The sequence below is a fragment of the Dokdonella sp. genome, from assembly GCF_044227025.1.
Taxonomy (GTDB): domain Bacteria; phylum Pseudomonadota; class Gammaproteobacteria; order Xanthomonadales; family Rhodanobacteraceae; genus Dokdonella_A.
In genome coordinates, this window is the sequence record NZ_JBGAFX010000001.1 from 457,859 (window position 1) to 474,716 (window position 16,858).

General features: G+C 68.8%; 13 protein-coding genes and 1 tRNA gene. 8 read left to right on the forward strand and 6 right to left on the reverse strand.

The window, feature by feature from the left end:
- The first annotated feature begins 11 nt into the window (after positions 1 to 11).
- The gene (locus ACILRJ_RS02090) at positions 12 to 728 is read left to right on the forward strand and encodes a ComF family protein (protein ID WP_395679876.1); all 717 of its coding nucleotides are present in this window, start codon (positions 12 to 14) and stop codon (positions 726 to 728) included.
- Positions 729 to 900: 172 nt separating this feature from the next.
- On the opposite strand, the gene ACILRJ_RS02095 is transcribed toward ACILRJ_RS02090, so the two are convergent.
- From ACILRJ_RS02095 to ACILRJ_RS02105, 3 genes are read right to left on the reverse strand one after another with little or no spacing between them, the layout of a single operon-like run.
- Positions 901 to 2,928, reverse strand: a complete 2,028-nt coding sequence (locus ACILRJ_RS02095) for a tetratricopeptide repeat protein (protein ID WP_395679878.1) — start codon at positions 2,926 to 2,928, stop codon at positions 901 to 903.
- Between the two features lie 12 nt (positions 2,929 to 2,940).
- Positions 2,941 to 3,603, reverse strand: a complete 663-nt coding sequence (locus tag ACILRJ_RS02100; RefSeq protein ID WP_395679880.1) for a hypothetical protein — start codon at positions 3,601 to 3,603, stop codon at positions 2,941 to 2,943.
- Positions 3,604 to 3,660: 57 nt separating this feature from the next.
- Positions 3,661 to 4,761, reverse strand: coding sequence for a Calx-beta domain-containing protein (locus ACILRJ_RS02105; RefSeq protein ID WP_395679882.1), 1,101 nt, complete (start codon positions 4,759 to 4,761; stop codon positions 3,661 to 3,663).
- Between the two features lie 69 nt (positions 4,762 to 4,830).
- On the opposite strand from ACILRJ_RS02105, the gene ACILRJ_RS02110 reads away from it, so the two are divergent.
- Positions 4,831 to 6,732 carry a TRAFs-binding domain-containing protein gene (locus ACILRJ_RS02110; protein WP_395679884.1) on the forward strand — a complete coding sequence of 634 codons (1,902 nt, stop codon included), beginning with the start codon at positions 4,831 to 4,833 and terminating at the stop codon, positions 6,730 to 6,732.
- Between the two features lie 181 nt (positions 6,733 to 6,913).
- On the opposite strand, the gene ubiA is transcribed toward ACILRJ_RS02110, so the two are convergent.
- The gene (gene ubiA / locus ACILRJ_RS02115; RefSeq protein WP_395679886.1) at positions 6,914 to 7,762 is read right to left on the reverse strand and encodes a 4-hydroxybenzoate octaprenyltransferase; all 849 of its coding nucleotides are present in this window, start codon (positions 7,760 to 7,762) and stop codon (positions 6,914 to 6,916) included.
- Positions 7,763 to 7,947: 185 nt separating this feature from the next.
- Here ubiA and ACILRJ_RS02120 point away from each other — a divergent pair, with 185 nt between their 5' ends.
- Together ACILRJ_RS02120 and ACILRJ_RS02125 are read left to right on the forward strand one after the other, a co-directional pair.
- A complete protein-coding gene (locus tag ACILRJ_RS02120) occupies positions 7,948 to 8,217 on the forward strand; it encodes a hypothetical protein (protein WP_395679888.1) in 270 nt (89 codons plus the stop codon).
- 112 nt (positions 8,218 to 8,329) lie between these two features.
- On the forward strand, positions 8,330 to 9,970 hold the full coding sequence (locus ACILRJ_RS02125; protein WP_395679890.1) for an FMN-binding glutamate synthase family protein: 1,641 nt from the start codon (positions 8,330 to 8,332) through the stop codon (positions 9,968 to 9,970).
- Between the two features lie 61 nt (positions 9,971 to 10,031).
- On the opposite strand, the gene ACILRJ_RS02130 is transcribed toward ACILRJ_RS02125, so the two are convergent.
- On the reverse strand, positions 10,032 to 10,436 hold the full coding sequence (locus tag ACILRJ_RS02130; RefSeq protein ID WP_395679892.1) for a hypothetical protein: 405 nt from the start codon (positions 10,434 to 10,436) through the stop codon (positions 10,032 to 10,034).
- Between the two features lie 160 nt (positions 10,437 to 10,596).
- Between ACILRJ_RS02130 and ACILRJ_RS02135 the strand changes: the two genes are divergently transcribed.
- The 4 genes from ACILRJ_RS02135 (at position 10,597) to ACILRJ_RS02150 (ending at position 16,124) form a co-directional block, all read left to right on the forward strand.
- On the forward strand, positions 10,597 to 13,587 hold the full coding sequence (locus ACILRJ_RS02135) for a diguanylate cyclase domain-containing protein (RefSeq protein WP_395679894.1): 2,991 nt from the start codon (positions 10,597 to 10,599) through the stop codon (positions 13,585 to 13,587).
- Between the two features lie 297 nt (positions 13,588 to 13,884).
- Entirely contained in the window at positions 13,885 to 15,330 is a 1,446-nt protein-coding gene (locus ACILRJ_RS02140; protein WP_395679896.1) for an amino acid permease, read from the forward strand.
- Positions 15,331 to 15,359: 29 nt separating this feature from the next.
- Positions 15,360 to 15,436, forward strand: a tRNA-Arg gene (locus ACILRJ_RS02145).
- 226 nt (positions 15,437 to 15,662) lie between these two features.
- Positions 15,663 to 16,124 (forward strand): c-type cytochrome, encoded by a 462-nt coding sequence (locus tag ACILRJ_RS02150; RefSeq protein WP_395680756.1) that lies wholly within the window; start codon positions 15,663 to 15,665, stop codon positions 16,122 to 16,124.
- An 85-nt stretch (positions 16,125 to 16,209) separates the two neighbouring features.
- Here the strand turns inward: ACILRJ_RS02150 and ACILRJ_RS02155 are convergent, their stop codons facing one another.
- Positions 16,210 to 16,806, reverse strand: coding sequence for an ACP phosphodiesterase (locus ACILRJ_RS02155; RefSeq protein WP_395679898.1), 597 nt, complete (start codon positions 16,804 to 16,806; stop codon positions 16,210 to 16,212).
- Positions 16,807 to 16,858: the final 52 nt, after the last annotated feature.

Consider the following 16,858-nt stretch of genomic DNA (forward strand, 5'->3'; position numbering starts at 1 on the left):
AGGCTGTCAACTTGAAAGGAACGTCTCTGGTTGACGGATGGCCGGCACGCGCGCTGCGTGTACTGCTGCCGGCGCGTTGCCTGCTGTGCGGAGCGCGCGGTGCCGAAGGCCGCGACCTGTGCGGCGCTTGCGCGGAGGATCTCGCCCTCAACCAGCCTGCCTGCGCACGCTGCGCCCTGCCGCTCGCGGTGACATCGCCACTGTGCGCCGCCTGCATCAAGGTGCCGCCGCCGTTCGCCGCGGCCTGGGCACCGTTCCGCTACGGACACCCGCTCGATCTGCTCGAAGCGCGCTTCAAGTTCCGCGCCGACCTCGCCGCCGGCCGCGTGCTCTCGCATCTGCTGGTCATACGCGCGGGCATCGACGCGCCCACCCTGCCCGATGCAATCGTGCCGATTCCGCTGCACCGCGCCCGCCTGCGCACGCGCGGCTACAACCAGGCGCTCGAACTCGCGCGGCCGCTGGCCGCCGCACTCGGCCTCCCGTTGCGCCACGACCTGCTGGTGCGCGCGCGCGCGACGGATGCGCAAAGTGCGCTCGACGCGAAAGCGCGCCGGCGCAATGTGCGCGGCGCGTTCGCCCTTTCCGACGACGCGGCGTTGCCGGCGCACGTCGCGTTGTTCGACGACGTCATGACCACCGGCGCGACCCTGCGTGAAGCCGCGCTCACATTGCGCCGCGCCGGCGTCGCGCGCGTCGACGCGTGGGCCCTGGCGCGGGCGCCGTGAGGCGCGCGCAGCAAAAGCGCGATGCTGCCTGCAGTGGAACCAGCGACCGCAAGGGTGCTTGTGGGAGCGGCGGAAGCCGCGATGCTTCAACCCCGTTTTCCCGGAAAGCATCGCGGTTTCCGCCGCTCCTGCACCGCAACCGCACGGCTGAGCTGCTCCTCAGCACAGCCCATTACCGGCGGCCAGCGCCCTCGATCGCCCGTACCTGCGCGCGAGCGCGACGCGTGAAGGGACTCGCTGCGCCCCATTTGTGTTCGAGCTGCTCGGCGAGCGCTGCGGCGGCGCCTTTGGCGACTGCCGTGCCGGCCATCGCCTGACAATACGCCTGCGTCAGTTTCGCTTGCGCCGCATACCACGGTGCGATGTCCGCGTGTTCGGCGCTGACCGTGACCGCACTTGCGGCGAGTTCGGCGCCACGCGCGGTGTCACTGCCGCTGCAGGCGAGATCCGCGAGCGTCGAGAGGATCGGACCATGCATGCGGTGGTGGCTCCTGTCGGCGATTGGCGCCGCCTCTTCGAGCAGCCGCTTCGCCTCGTCGCGGTCGCCCTGCGCGTAGCGCGCTGCGGCCAGGTTGAACAGCGGGTACGCGAGGTCATCGAAATTCTCGCTCATGTACTTGCGATCACTGGCGAGTGCGTCGCGCAGCATGGGTTCGGCGCCGGCCGCATCCCCTGTTTCGAGCAACAGGCGGCCCAGGTTGCTCTCGATGCTGGCGATGACCGGGCTGCCCGCGTCATACACGGACTGAGCTGCGCGGAGGCAGCGCTCGAACTCGATGCGAGCTCGTGCCAGATCACCCTTCAGGTAGGCATTCGATCCGAGCGCGAGGATCGCGTTGATCGTGTCGGGTTGCTTCTCGCCGACGGCGGACTCGAGCAGAGCAACCACCGAAGCGTAGCCGCTCATGGCGCTGTCGTAGTCGCCGCCGAACTGCGCCAGCAAGGCGAAGCCTGCCAGGCTGCGACTGCGCGCGAGGACGCCGTCGCGCGACGCGATTGCGCCGGTGGGCACGCTGTCCAGTGCAGCCTGATAGGCGATACGGGCGTCAGCGTCCTTTTCCGAATATGCGAGCACGTCACCGCGAACGTTGCCGAGGCGAGCGCGTTGTTGCCAACTCATGCGCTCGCCCGCGTCTGCCTTTTGCAGAGCAGCGAGGGCCTCATCATATTCGCCCATGCTGTAGAGCAGATCGGCCAACTCCAACCCGCTGTCGATACGCTGTGCGAGCAGCTCCGGATCGCTGGCGGGAGCGTCCTCAATCGATTGGCGCAGCAGCGCCGTGCCGCGATGCGTCAGGCCGAGACTCGCATAGGCCTGTCCCATGGTGGCGAGAAAGCGCGCGCGGACGGCCTTGCGCGCAAACGCGGTGCTATCGATTCTTGCGACGGCGCGGTCCAGCACTTCGCGAACGGTGACGTTGTTGCCGCGCGCTTCGCTCGCGTCCGAAAGCCGGAACACCGACAACAGGAACTCGCGCGTCTGTTGTTCGGACGTCAGCTCCAGTTCGGCGCGCGCCTGGGCTTCGCGCGCGACATTCCTTGCCCGCATGGCTTGCACCGCGAGCACGGCGAAGACCGCGGCGAGCAACGAGGCCAGCGCAGCAACCACCGTCCAGCGACGTTGCCGCCGGCGCTGTTCGCGTTGACGCAACTGGTCATAGCGAAGCCCAAGCAACCCGGCGACGAGCTTGAGGAAGGCCTGCGAGAAGCCATCGCCCTGCGCGCGCGCATCGGCGGCGATCGGTTCGCCGAGTGGACCGGTCGCGTCGTCGACGTCGGCCAGGGCGAGATTCGCCGGAAATGCCGCGCGCATGGGGTCCGTTCGCGGATCGAGTCCGGGGTCGCCATCGCCCACGAAAGCGAAAACAGGTCGCTCGGGATGTCGTCGTCGATAGTAGGCGATCTCCTCGCCGACCCAGCGCGAAGCGACAGCAGCCGGCGAACAGATGACGATCAGTGCAGCCGAATCGTCGAGCGCCTGCTCGATGCTGCGGCTCAGGCTGCCAGCCGAGGCAAGCTCGTCGCGGTCGCGGAAGATCGCGCCGATGCGCGCATCGATCCGCGTTCCATCCGGCCGTGCTCCGCGCAAGGCACGCGGAACGGAAAAGGTCTCCAGTCGGCGATGCAGCTTCTGCGCCAGTTTGCCGTCGCGGTGGCTGTAGCTGATGAACGCGCGGTAGCGCGCATGCCCGCTGTTCACGCGCCCGCCGCGTCAGGATTCGAAACCATTCTCGAAGATCGTGTCGGAGAAGGCCTGCAGGCAGGCCGAGCCGGTGTCGGTCAACTCGCCATTCCAGCTGCCGATGTAGGCATTCGCACGAAAGCAGAAGTATTGTCCGTCGTAGCCCTGACTGCCCTTCCAGACGAACGTCGTGCCGGCCTTGATGTATGACGTGTCGTCGAGCGTCGTCGCCTCGAGGCCATACAAGCCGACCACGGTTACCCCGTTGGGAAAAGAGTAGAACGCCCACTGGAACCCGGTCGCGGTGAAGTCGAAGCGCGGCTGGTCGAGCATCGAGTAGCGGATGCCGGTGATCGCACCGCCGGGGTTGTCGCCGAACAGGCTCGCAAGCCCCTGTTCGTCGGCATAGAAATAGCCCGTCTGGGTCAGCGCGCTCGGCTGTGCGACCTGGCAGTAGTCGTCGACGAGAAATGCAGTGCTGGCAAGCCCCGAAAACGTGTAGCCGATTCTCTGGATCAGCGTATCGGTGGCGTTGCCGCCGGCGGTCGTGCCGGGACAGCCGGCGGTCCCGACGGCGAACTTGTCCCAGTCTCCGAAGCCGTCGATGCGGGTCCCGCGCCGAGCCGCTCCTGCATCGAACGCAACGCTGCCCAGCGCCGCGAACAGAAGGCAACGAAAGGCCCGATGCGACATGGTCTACCCCCGCTACGCGCGAAATCGCTACACGCTTTTCCTATGGCCGACAGGTGATCAGTGCGCCCGCCTCCGCAGCGCGAGCGTCGCGCAGACGACCAGCAGGGTGATCAGCAGCCAGCGTGCGAGTTCGCCCAGTGTCGGCGCGGCGGTCGCGCCGCCACCACCGATGGGTGCATCGTCATCGAGGATGGTCAAGGTCGCGCTCGCCGGCGCGCCGAGCGTGGCACCGCCAGTCGCCGCTGACAGCGTGAGCGCCACGGTTTCATTGCCTTCGGGCGCGGTGTCATTGGTGATCGCGACGGTGAAGCTCTTGGCCGCGCCATCACCCGCAGCCCAGGACAGGTTGCCGCTGGTCGCGGTGTAGTCGCTGCCGGCCGTGGCCGTGCCGTCGGTGGTCGCATAGGTCACGCCGACCGCGCCGTCGCTGCCGCCCGTGCGTGTGACCGTGATGGTCGCCGTGCCCGCGCCCTCGCCGACGCTGTAGTTGGCGGTGGAGAACTGGAGTGCACCGGGCGCGGCGGGGGCTTGCAACGCCTGCAGGCAGGGCGAGGCGGTGTCGCTCAACAGGCCGTTCCACGCGCCGATGTACTGGTTGGGACGGAAACAGAAATACTCGCCGTTGTAGCCAGCGGCCCCGTTCCAGACGGCGACGGGGCCGTTGATGTACGAGGTCGCATCGAGGGTCTGGGTCTCGAAGCCGTACAGTGATGCGACCGTGACGCCATTGGGAAACGTGTAGAACGCCCATTGGAAACCGGTTGGCGTACCGCCGAAAGGGTCGTCATCGAAAAACCCATAGCGGATGCCGGTCACCGCGTTGGGGTCGTTGCCGAACAGCGACGCGAGGTCTGCTTCGTCGGGATACGTGTAGTTGGCCTGGGTGAGGGCGCCGGGACTGGCGGTCTGGCAATAGGTGAAGGCGGTGTGCGCCGCGTCCTCCCGCCCGGAAAACGTGAAGCCGAGGCGCTGGACCAGCGTGTCCGCAGCAGTCACTCCGGCGGTCGTGCCTGGACAATCCACCGAGCCGATGGCCAGTTGGTTCGACCAGAAGCCACCGAAGCCGTCAATGCGCGTGCCGCGACGCGCTGCGGACGCATCAATCGCCACACTGGCGAACAACGCAGCCAGCAAGTATCCAAAGGTACGCGTCGACATGACCACACCCTCCCCGATGCGACCCGGTCTAGACTACTCCCGTCACTTCCGTTTGCAACGAGCGAGTGCATGACGTCCGCGAGCCTGCACGAGATCCTCGATTCCTGGCAGGCGGCCGAAGCGGATCCGGCGCGCCGCGCGCGTCTGGACCGGCTCGGCTTCGCGCGCGCGGCGCTGTCGCTCGGTCATGCCACGCTGGCGAGCGAAATCCTGCGCGAACCGGTCGCGCTTGGCGCGGCCAATGTCGAAATGCGCTACGTCGCGGCGCTCGCCGCGGCACGGATCGGTGCGCTCCGCCAGGCGCAGGCGCTGGTGGAAGGCGTGCTGCACGACGGCGTCGATGGCGACCTGCGCATCGATGCGCTGTCGCTCGCGGGCCGGATCGCCAAGGACCGCTGGGCGCGCCTGCGCGACGGGCCGCCGCGCGACGAAGCCGGTCGCGAGGCGGTAGCGCGCTATCGCGAGGCATGGAGCGTGTCGCGCAATCCGTTTCCCGGCATCAACGCGGCGACGATGTTGCGTCTGGTCGGCGGTGCGGACGAAGCGAGCCGTGCGGTCGCGCAGGATGTGCGCGCGGTCGCGCGCGTCGACGCGACGATCCCGCTGCATTGGCGCGAAGCGACGCTCGGCGAGGCGGCTCTTCTGCTCGGCGACGGGGAAGCCGCGGCGGTCCACTACGCCGCTGCGGTCGCGGCCGCGCGCCCGCGCATCGGCGACATCGCGAGCATGCGTCGGCAGCTGCGCCTGCTCGGACTGCGCATGGCGATTCCGGCCGCCGTGCGCGAGGCGCTGGCGATCCCGCGCGTCGCCGCGTTCACTGGCCACATGTTCGATGCGCCCGGTCGTACGCCGCCGCGCTTTCCGCTGTCACTGGAGGAGGTCGTCGCGGGCGAACTCGTCGCGCGCATCGAGGCGGCCAACATCGGCTTCGCGCACTGCTCGGCTGCCTGCGGCGGCGACCTGCTGTTCATCGAGGCGCTGCTCGCGCGCGGCGCCGAGGTGCATGTGGTGTTGCCGTTCGAGCGCGACGACTTCGTCGCGACCAGCGTCGCGTTTGCCGGCGAACGATGGACCGCGCGGTTCGATCGCGCGCTCGCACGTGTCGCCAGCGTCGGCTACGGCGTGCGCGAACATTATCTCGGCGACGATTCGCTGTTCGCCTACGCGGGCGCGCTCGTGCATGGCGCGGCGGTGTTGCACGCACGCGAGCTGGAGTCCGAACCGGTGCTGGTCGCGCTCGTCGACGAGGCCTCCGAGCGGCGCTCCGGCGGCTCGGTCGACCTGTTGTCGGAATGGCGCGCGCGCGGACGCGAGGTCGAATGCATCGACCTGTCGGTGCTGCGTGGGCGCGGTGGGGTTGCGGCCGCCGCCGAGGTCGCGACGTCGCCCCCTGCGCCCGCCAGCACGCCGAACGAACCGAAACTGCAACGCGAAGTGCGCACCATGCTGTTCGCCGACATGGTCGGCTACAGCCGCCTCGCCGAGCAGGACACGCCCGCGTTCATGACCCATTTCTTGGGCACCATCGCCGGCATCATCGAGCACTCCGCCTCGCCGCCGGGATTCGTCAACACGTGGGGCGACGGCCTGTTCATGGAGTTCGACGACGTCGCCGCCGGTGCGCGCTTCGCGCTGCTGCTGCGCGATGCGGTGGCGCGCAGCGACTGGACCGCGCGCGGCCTGCCGCAAGCTACCGCGATCCGCATCGGCATGCACACGGGACCGGTGTTCCGTGCGTTCGATCCATTGATCGGGCGCGAAAACTATTTCGGCTCGCACGTGATCCGCGCGGCGCGGATCGAGCCGGTCGCCCCGCCCGGCTCGATCTACGTCAGCGCGGAACTCGCCTCCGTGCTAGCCGCCCACGGCGTGGACGAATTCGCCGCCGACTTCCTCGGCACGCTGCCGCTCGCCAAGAGCTACGGCAGCGAGCGGCTCTATCGCCTGCGCAACGCGCACGAGGCGGAGTAGGGCGGTACGCGCCATGCGCGTGCCGCCGGCTGGCGCGGCGCGTTCGGCGGGACTCGCGCTGCACGCGCTCGACCCGTCCTACCGCTACCGCACAGGCGCAAGTGCGCCTTCGGACCGTAACCGGCGCTGACGCCGCCGCTGCCGCCCACGGCGAATGTGTAGGTGAGGCGATCCTGGCGAGTCAGCGGATCGCCAGCGCGAACAGCAGGCCGAGCCAGAGCACGAGGCCGACGAGATTGTTGTTGCGGAATGCGGCGAAGCAGGCGTCGCGCGCACGTTCGCGGATGAGCCATTGTTGCCAGCCGAACAGGCCGGCGGCGATGGCAAGTCCGACGAAGTACGGCCAGTGCAGCGCGGACCGCGTACCGGCGAGCAGCATCGCGAGCAGGAACGTCGCCATCAGCACGCCGAGGATGATCCGGTCGGCGTCGCCGAACAGGATCGCGGTCGATTTGGCGCCGACGCGCAGGTCGTCGTCGCGATCGACCATCGCGTACTCGGTGTCGTAGACGACCGAGAACAGCACGTTGGCGAGGAACAGCAGCCAGCACAATGGAGGCAGCGAGTTCGTGACGGCGGCGAACGCCATCGGGATCGACCAGCCGAACGCGGCGCCGAGCACTACCTGGGCCAGATGCGTCACGCGCTTGGAGAACGGGTAGACCGCCGCGAGCGCGGCGCCGACGAACGACAGCTTGATCGTCAGCGCATTGGTGAACAGCACCAGCACGAACGCGAACGCAAGCAGTCCGCCGAACAGGAGCAGCGCTTCCTTCTTCGTCACGCGCCCGGCCGCCATCGGCCGCCCGCGCGTGCGTTCCACGTTGGCGTCGAGCCAGCCGTGATCGGCGTAGTCGTTGATGACGCAGCCGGCGCTGCGCATGACGAACACGCCGAGTGTGAAGATCACCAGCGGGCCGAGCGGCGGGAAGTCGTTCGCCGCGAACCACAGCGCCCACCAGGTCGGCCACAGCAGCAGCAACGCGCCGACCGGCCGGTCCATGCGCATCAGGACCAGGTACTCGCGCACGCGCGCATGTTGCGCCGGCGGCAGGTACTCGAGCAGCCATTCGATCGCGCGCAGCGAGCGCGCCGAAGTGTCGGCCGGTCGCCTCGGGGGGCCCCGGCGCCGGCTTGCGCGCGAACGAAGGAATCATCGCGGGTTCGGGTGGCGGTGCGGGTTGCGCGCCAGCCGTTTCGCCGTGTGCCGGTGGGATGGCCGCTCGCTCGCTGTTCGACGGCGCTCCCGCCGGCGACGTGGATTCGGCGAGCGGCGGCTTGCGCGCGCGCGGCCGCGGCGGCGTGCGCGGCGTCACCGGTGGCGGCGGCGTCGAGCCGGCGTCGGTTTCTGTGCGAGCGGGCGCGCGCCGCGTGCGCGGCTTCGGTGGTTCCGCGCCGGGGGTCGCCGCATCCGCCGGTTCGGTGGGTGGCTTGCGGCGGCGGGGTGGTTTCGGGCGCTGGGTTTCGTCCATCCGCCAAGTCTAGTGTGCTGAACCGCAAATGCCATCGAACCATTCCGGCATCCACAGCCGCGCCGTCATCCCTCGGCTATGCTCGCATCCCGTGCGAGCGTTCGCGCGAACCGATCGGAGTGGCGATGGACAACTGGCTGCCTTCGCGCTACCTCGCCTTTCTCGCCTGCCTGCTCGCCTGCACGCTCGCAGTGGCGGGCTGGAACCACGGTCTCGGCGTCAAGTTGCTTGCGATCACCAGCGGCATCCTCGTCGCGGTCGGCTTCGTCGATCTGCTGCAACGGCGCTCGACCCTGCGTCGCAACTATCCGCTGATCTGCCACGTACGCTTCTTCTTCGAATACGTGCGGCCGATGCTGCGCCAGTACGTGGTCGAATCGGACAACGAGGAAGTGCCGTTCTCGCACGTGCAGCGAGCGGTGGTGAAGCAGCGGTCGAAGAACGCCGCGGATGTGCGTCCGTTCGGCAGCGAACTCGACATGTATGCCGAGCGCTACGAGTGGGTCAACCATTCGATCCGGCCGAGCCTGATCGCCGACCATGACTTCCGCCTCGTGGTCGGCGGGCCGCAGTGCGCGAAACCCTACTCGGCCAGCGTGTTCAACATATCGGCGATGAGCTTCGGCGCGATCTCGCCGAACGCGATCCGCGCCTTGAACGAAGGTGCGCGGCGCGGCCGTTTCTACCATGACACCGGCGAAGGGTCGCTGTCGGCCTACCATCGCGAGAATGGCGGCGACATCGTGTGGGAACTCGGATCGGGCTACTTCGGCGCGTGCGAGCGCGCCGGCGTGTTCAGCGAGGCGCGCTTCGCCGAAAGGGCCGTGCTCGAACAGGTGAAGATGATCGAGGTCAAGCTGTCGCAGGGCGCCAAGCCGGGCCACGGCGGCGTGCTGCCGGCGCCGAAGGTGAGCGCGGAAATCTCGGCCACGCGCGGCGTGCCGATGGGCGAGGACTGCGTCTCGCCGTCGCGCCATTCCGCGTTCGACACGCCCGAAGGCCTGCTGCGTTTCGTCGCGCGCCTGCGCGAACTTTCGGGCGGAAAACCGACCGGCTTCAAGCTCGCGGTCGGTCATCCATGGGAATGGTTCGGCATTGCCAAGGCGATGACCACGACCGGAATCCTGCCGGATTTCATCGTCGTCGATGGCGGCGAAGGCGGCACCGGCGCTGCGCCGCTCGAATTCACCGACCACGTCGGCGCTCCGCTGCGCGAGGCGCTGATGCTGGTGCACAACACGCTGGTCGGCCTCAACCTGCGCGAACACGTCCGCATCGGCGCGAGCGGCAAGGTGATCACCGCGGTCGATCTCGCGCGCACGCTCAGCATCGGCGCCGACTGGTGCAATGCCGCGCGCGGCTTCATGTTTGCGCTTGGTTGCATCCAGTCGCAGAGTTGCCATACCGATCGCTGCCCGACCGGCGTCGCGACGCAGGATCCGGGACGCTGGAAGAAGCTCGACGTACCGGACAAGGCCGCTCGCGTCGCGAGTTTCCACGCCAACACCCTGCGCGCGCTGCAGGACCTGCTGCAGGCGGCCGGCCTCGCGCATCCGTCCGAACTCGGGCCCGAGCACATCATCCGTCGCGTGTCGGCGAACGAGGTGCGTTCGCTCGCGAGCCTTTACCGTTTCCTCGAACCCGGCGAACTGCTCGCGGGCGTACCCGAGCACGCGGTGTTCCAGCGCTTCTGGGCGATCGCGCGGCCGGATACCTTCGCTCCGCCGGAGGAACTCAGCGCGCGACGGGCGACCAAGCTGCGTTGAGCGCGCGCCGCGGGAAGCCCGCGCAACGCGGGCTTCCCGTCAGGTCAATGGCGCCCGCGCATCAACGCTGCGTTCGACGCTGGCAACGCTCGAGCGAACGATCGTTGATGCGCCACACCTTGTCCTGCGCGCACATCGCCACATCACGCACGATGCATTCGCTGTTGTCCTCGTCGACCAGCTTGACGTCGTACTTGTCGCAGCGGATGCCGGTGAGGGTGAACGAGTCGTCGGGACGGATGCTGCGGCTGATCTGGTTCGGTCCCCAGTGGTCGCTGCCGACCGGCGCCAGATACAGCTCGCGCAAGTCCCAGTTGGAATTGTTGCGCAGCTCCACCTGCGAATCGGAGGCACGCTCGGCCGGCTTCATCTGCGCCTCGAGATCCTGTTGCGCCAGCGCGGGGCCGGCGACCAGGGCAAGGCAGAGGGCGGTCGACTTGAGCATGTGGGTCGGGAAGGTTCGCATGGGATGTCTCCTGCATTGACGTCGCGTGGCACGACCCGCCGATTCGATAACGGAGTCGCGACACTGGCAAGAAACGCCCGCTGAATGTTCAGCGCGCGTCCAGTGGGTGGCGATTCAGGCACACTGCGCAAAGGCGCTGGCGAAGGACGATCGGGTGCGCATGTTGCGATGCGGATGGCTCTCCCTGCTGCTCGTCACCGGCGCTTCCACCGCGGCGCCGGTCGCCTCGCCCATGCAACCGGCGACGACGCTCGAGTGGCGCGCATTCCGCAGCTTCACGAGCGCCGATGGACTGCCGCAGAACAGCGTGCTCGCACTGCTGCAGGATCGCGACGGTTACATCCATGCCGGCACCAACCACGGACTCGCCCGCTACGATGGCCGCGAATGGCGCGCCACCGAATTGCCGACCGGCGAACGCGGCTATGCAGTCGGCGCGCTGGCCCAGGCGCGCGATGGCGCGCTGTGGATCGGTACCGATGCGGTCGGCGCGTGGCGCGTTGACGGTGCGCGGCAGGAAGCGCTCGCGTTGCCGGGAGCCGAGGAGATCAATGCGTTCTGGGAAGCGCCCGACGGCCGCATGTGGGTAGCCGGTTCCGGCGGGCTGTTTCGTTGCGCGCTGACCGCGTGCGAGCGCATCGGTGCGCTCGGCGATGCCGGTGCGCGCAGCCTGTTCGGCGAATCGATCGAAGGCGTCTGGCGCCTGTGGGTGGGCACCAATACCGAGGGTGTGATCCAGCTTGCCGACATCGACGCGGCCGTGCCGCGGCGCACCGCAACCGCGATCACGCGCGAGCAGGGCCTGCCGAACAACGTTGGCTTGTCGATGACGCGGTACCAGGGCGATCTGTGGATCGGCAGCGGGCGCGGACTCGCTCGATACGATGGCAAGCACGTCGAATCATGGACGGCTTCGCGCGGCCTGCCGAACGCGATGGTGTTCGCGCTGCAGGCGGATGTCGATGCCGATGGCCGACCCGTCCTGTTCGTCGCGTTGCGACCCGGCGGCCTGCTCGAGATCCAGGCCGACGGCGAGTGGCGCCTGATCGACAGCCGCCACGGCCTGCCGTCGAATGCGGTGCACAGCCTGCTGCGCGAACGCCATCGCGGTGCGCTGTGGGTCGGCACGATGACCGCCGGTGTCGCGCGCGTCGAACGCCAGCGCTGGGCACTGTTCGACGAGCGCATGGGTTTGCCCGACCGGATCGTGCTCGGTGTCGGCTGGTCCGCGCCCACGCGCACGCTGTGGGCCGGCACCGCCAGCGGTGCGGCGCGCTGGGATGATGGCCGCTTCGTGCCGCTGCTGCCCGGCAGCTACAACGCGCAGCTCGTCTACGACCTCGTCGATGCGCCCGACGGCAGTCGCTGGATCGCGCATCGCAGCGGTTTGCAACGCTGGCGTGGCGACGCGCTGGAGCTCGACCTGAGCGCCGACAATTCGCGCCTGCCGGCCGTATCCGTCGACCAGCTCGCACTGCGTCGCGTCGGGGACGGGACCTACGAGTTGTACGCAGCGAGTGGCCACGGGCTGGCGCGCTGGACCACACGCGACGGCCTCGTCCGCGTGGAGAACGTCGCCGGGATCGCGGCCGGAGTCGGCGTGCCAAGCCTGGCGGTGGCCGCCGTGCCGGATGCCTGGGAACAGGACAACCTGTGGGCTTCGACCGAGAGCGGCCTCGTCCGGTTCGACGGCAGCGGTTGGCGCGAAATCGCCGTCCCGTGCCTCGTCGGACTGGCGCCATTCGCGCTGGATGCCGAAACGACCGCGCACGACAATCGGGTATGGATTGCTTCGCGCAACGGGTTGCGGCGGCTCGAAGACGACGGCACCTGCATCGACTATCCGGCGGCGCGCTCGCTCGGCGCACTGACCCGGGTACGGGTGGTCGGCAACGATGTGTACGTGTTCGGATCGCGCGGCGTGATGCGGTTGACGCGCGACGGCGGTGGCGACCAGGCCGGTCAGGTCTACGGCGCCGAGTCCGGATTGCTCAGTCCGGAGATCGGAGCGGTCGCGGTCGATGATCGTGGACGCCTGTTCGGCGCGAGCGCGGCCGGTCTCGCGGCGTTGCAGCCGGAGCGCTCGACACAGGTCGGTGCACCCGCGCCCCTGCGCCTGCTCGCGGCACGCTACGGCAATGCGCTGCAGCCACTTGCGATGGATGCGGAACTGCCGCCCGACGACAGCAGCGTGCGCTTCGAATACAGCCTGTTCGCCTTCGATCGCGAGTACGCGAGCCGCTATCGCGTGCGCCTGCTCGGCCTGGAGCGCGAATTCGGGCCATGGGGCAGTGATGCCGCTGCGGTCTATCCGCGTCTCCCGCCCGGGCACTACCAGCTGCAGGTGCAGTCACGCGACGCCGATGGAATCGACGCCGCGGCACCCCTGGAATTCCGTTTCGTGGTGGCTGCGCACTGGTGGCAGCGGGCGTGGGCGCAAGTCGCCATCGTGTTGCTGCTGCTCGCGACCGGCCTCGCCATCGGCCGCTGGCGCTTGCAGATCGCGAGCCGGCGCGCGCTCGAACTGCAGGCGGAAGTGGCGTTGCGCACGCGCGAACTCGCTGCCGCGAACGCGAGCCTGGAACAGGCTGCGGTGGCCGATCCGCTGACCGGGCTGAAGAACCGGCGCTACTTCGCGCTGGCCGCGCCGGCGGAAGCGCAACGCGCGCGCCGCGCGCACCCGGGCCAGGCCCTGCTCGTCGTGCTGCTCGATATCGACCATTTCAAGCACATCAACGACGAATGCGGCCATGATGCCGGCGACAGGGTCCTGATCGAGATCGCCCAGCGGCTGCAGCACATCGCGCGCGCCGGCGACATCGTGTTGCGATGGGGCGGTGAGGAGTTCCTGCTGCTGTTGCGCGATGTCGAGCGCGCCCGCGCCGCCGAGCTGCTCGCGCGCCTGCTGCAGGAACTCTCCGGCAAGCCGGTGCAGACGGCTGGCGCATCGCGCATGGTCACCTCCTCGATCGGCGCGATCGCCTATCCGGTGCTACCGGACGACGGTGGCGATCTCGAGCACGCGATTGCGCGCGCCGACGCGGCGCTCTACCGGGCCAAGCGCGAGGGACGGGACCGGGCGATGCTGGTGGAGATCGAGGCGGGCGGCGACCCGCCGTGCCGCACGATCGAGCGGGCCGCGTGCACGTGAGCGGTCTGCCCCGCGCCCGCGCCCGCGCCCGCGGTTCGCGCGCCATCTGCACCGAAGACGATTCCTGAATACCGCCAGGCCGGTGGATTCACCTCGTACGGCTGGCAGGACGACGACGATCCGGACCCAGACTGACCTCGAACGCACGCTGGGCTCGTCGGTCGCGGGCCACCCGCCGCCGTCTCCGCTCGATGACGGCGGCGCCTTCCAGCCGGAGTTGGCCCGTCTTGCTGCACTGCGCAGGGTCGCGCTGCGTGCTGCGGCTATGATCGACGCTTCCGTCCAGGGGAATGCCGCATGAGCCTGCTCGCGCAACTGACGCGTCACAAGCCGATCGAACAACTGCAGGCCGAACTCGGTTCGCGTCGCGACTTCCGCCGCGTGCTCGGCGTGTGGCAGCTCACCGCGATCGGCCTCGGCGGCATCATCGGCGTCGGCATCTTCGTGCTCGCCGGACAGCAGGCCGCGCTCAATGCGGGTCCGGCGGTCGCGTTGTCGTTCATCATCGCCGGCATCGCCAGCGCCGCCGCGGCACTGTGCTACGCCGAATTCGCGGGTCTGATTCCGGTCACCGGCAGTGCCTACACCTACAGCTACGCGACGCTCGGCGAACTCATCGCCTGGCTGATCGGCTGGGACCTGCTGCTCGAATACGCGCTGATCGTCGCCGCGGTCGCGAGCGGCTGGTCCGGCTACGTGCTGAATCTGCTCGACGTGATCGGCGTGCACCTGCCGGTCGCGCTGCAGGGAGCCCCCGATTCCGGCGAAGGTCGTGTGTTCAACCTGATCGCCGCACTGGTTGCCATGGGCGTCGCGGTGCTGCTGACCCTGCGCACCGAATGGGGCGCGCGTGCGAACACGCTGATCGTGGCAGTCAAGGTCGTCGCGGTGGTGATCGTGATCGCGGTCGGCGCGTTCCATGTCGACCCGGCCAATTGGCATCCGTTCGTGCCCGAGCGCATCGTCGGCGCCGATGGTGTCGGCCACTACGGCTGGCAGGGTGTCGTCACTGCGGCGGCGGTGGTGTTCTTCGCGGTGTTCGGCTACGACACGCTGACCACTGCAGCGGAAGAAGCGAAGGACCCGCAGCGCGACCTGCCGCGCGCGATCCTGCTCTCGCTCGGCGTGTCGATGGCCCTCTACATAACGATCACGCTGGTGCTGACCGGCATGGTGTCGTACACGCAGCTCGGCAACGACGCGCCGGTCGCGCAGGCGTTCCAGGCGCTCGGCATGAAGTGGATCGGCGCGGCGATCTCGGCCACCGCGGTGGCGAGCATCCTCAGCGTGATCTTCGCGTTCATGCTCGCCGCATCGCGCATCTGGTTCGCCCTGTCGCGCGACGGCCTGCTGCCGGGCTGGTTCGCCAACGTGCACCCGCGCTACGGCACACCGCACCGGCCGACCCTCGCGCTCGGCGTGTTCACCGCGCTGGTGGCCGGCTTCTTCCCGCTCGGCGAAGTGGCCAAGCTGGTCAACATCGGCGTACTGAGCGCGTTCATCGTGATTTGCGGCGCGGTGCTGATCCTGCGCCGGCGCAAGCCGGACCTGCCGCGCGCGTTCCGCACGCCGTGGGTGCCGGTGGTACCGGTGGTCGGCATCGTGTTCTCGATCTGGCTCCTGTCCGAGCTTGCGGCGATCACCTGGATGGTGTTCCTCGCCTGGGTCGGACTCGGCCTGCTGGTCTATTTCGGCTACGGCATGCGCAACAGCAAACTCGCTGGCGGTGCGCGCGGCGGGTGAAATCGCGATGCATGTACAATCGCCATCACGCGCTCGTAGCTCAGCTGGATAGAGTACCGCCCTCCGAAGGCGGTGGTCGGAGGTTCGAATCCTCTCGAGCGCGCCAACTGATTGGCCCTGTTCGGCCCAGCCGCGGAACTGCCCGTGGCGGCGACCACTCCGCGCCGCTTCCCGCGGCGGTGGCGGCGCCGCTATAATCGCGGGACTTTTTTGTGTGTCCGGCGGGCTGCGGCCCGTATGGACGCGCCCGTCGAGGTGGTTCCGTGACCAATCCCGTTTCCAAGACCGATGCGGTTTTCCTCAAGCACTTTGCGCAGCTGATCGCGTTCCTGATGGCGGTCGCCGTGGTGCTGATCGCGCTCGGCGCCTACATCTATTCCAAGCATCCGCCGGAAGGAAACCCGGACGCCGCAAAGGTGCTGGCCGAACGAATCGCCCCGGTCGGCGGCGTCTATGCCGGCGACACCGGGCGCGCCGCGATGCAGGCGGCGCAGGAAGCGGCCGCCAAGGCCGCCGCTGCGCAGGTCGCCTACGGCGGCAGCACCGACGGCAAGACCATCTACGGCAACCTCTGCCACAGCTGCCATGACACCGGCGCCGGCGGCGCACCCAAGGTCAGCGACAAGGCCGCCTGGGCGCCACGTCTCGCGCAGGGCATCGACATCCTCATCAAGCACGCGACCGAAGGCTACACCGGCAAGGCCGGCCTGATGCCGGCGCGTGGCGGCAATCCCGCCCTCAATGACGCGCAGGTCAAGGCGACAGTCGAGTGGATTGCCGGGCAGGTCAAGTAGAGCGCGCCAGCGTGATCGCCTCGCGCGTCGCGCAGTAGGAGTGCAACGAACGCCGCCGAGGGCGGCGTTTTCCGTAATGGCGACTTCACGTGGCGGCGCCGAGCCGCGCACGTTCTCGCTGCGCGTGCGCCCGCAAATCGGGGAAAAACGCCTCGAAATGCCGCCGGATCGGCGCCGCATGTGCGTCGATCACGGGCAGGGCATGCGCCAGCGGATTGTCGCGCGACAGGCGTTGCGACAGGCCGCGCAGCACATCCTCGATCATCGCTCGCTCGCGATACGCCTCCGGCAGATCGTTGCGGTGCAGGTACGCGGCGAAGCCGTGCATGCGCGATGGCAATTGTGCGGCACGCCGTTGCAACAGCGCCCGTACCTCGCGCGAGAATTCATCCAGCGAGCCGTCGACGTGGTGCGACCAGTCGCGCGCGAGCAGGTGGTCGAACCAGACATCGAGCAGGATGCCGGCGTAGCGGCGAAACGGCGGCTCGAACAGCGCGCGCGCGGCAACCACTTCGGCATGCGCATCGGTGTACGCATCGACCGCGCGATGCAACGCGATGCCCCCGCGCACGCCGTCCGGCAGCGCCGGATCGATCGCGCCGCGCACGAAGTCGCCGATCATGCTGCCGAATCGGACATCGTCGTCGCCGCCGGCAAGCAGCGCATGCGCGAGCAGGTTCATGCCGCGATCCTCGGTGCAGCGCGTGCTGCGGTCAATCCGCCATCACGGGGGA

Excerpts from the sequence above, each read along its gene's own strand:
- ACILRJ_RS02125 (WP_395679890.1), top strand. The coding sequence starts at position 8,330 with ATGGACAACTGGCTGCCTTCGCGCTACCTCGCCTTTCTCGCCTGCCTG.
- ACILRJ_RS02100 (WP_395679880.1), bottom strand. The coding sequence starts at position 3,603 with ATGTCGCATCGGGCCTTTCGTTGCCTTCTGTTCGCGGCGCTGGGCAGC.
- ACILRJ_RS02155 (WP_395679898.1), bottom strand. The coding sequence starts at position 16,806 with ATGAACCTGCTCGCGCATGCGCTGCTTGCCGGCGGCGACGACGATGTC.
- ACILRJ_RS02150 (WP_395680756.1), top strand. The coding sequence starts at position 15,663 with ATGGCGGTCGCCGTGGTGCTGATCGCGCTCGGCGCCTACATCTATTCC.
- ACILRJ_RS02130 (WP_395679892.1), bottom strand. The coding sequence starts at position 10,436 with ATGCGAACCTTCCCGACCCACATGCTCAAGTCGACCGCCCTCTGCCTT.
- ACILRJ_RS02120 (WP_395679888.1), top strand. The coding sequence starts at position 7,948 with ATGGCCGCTCGCTCGCTGTTCGACGGCGCTCCCGCCGGCGACGTGGAT.
- ACILRJ_RS02105 (WP_395679882.1), bottom strand. The coding sequence starts at position 4,761 with ATGTCGACGCGTACCTTTGGATACTTGCTGGCTGCGTTGTTCGCCAGT.
- ACILRJ_RS02140 (WP_395679896.1), top strand. The coding sequence starts at position 13,885 with ATGAGCCTGCTCGCGCAACTGACGCGTCACAAGCCGATCGAACAACTG.
- ACILRJ_RS02135 (WP_395679894.1), top strand. The coding sequence starts at position 10,597 with ATGTTGCGATGCGGATGGCTCTCCCTGCTGCTCGTCACCGGCGCTTCC.
- ACILRJ_RS02110 (WP_395679884.1), top strand. The coding sequence starts at position 4,831 with ATGACGTCCGCGAGCCTGCACGAGATCCTCGATTCCTGGCAGGCGGCC.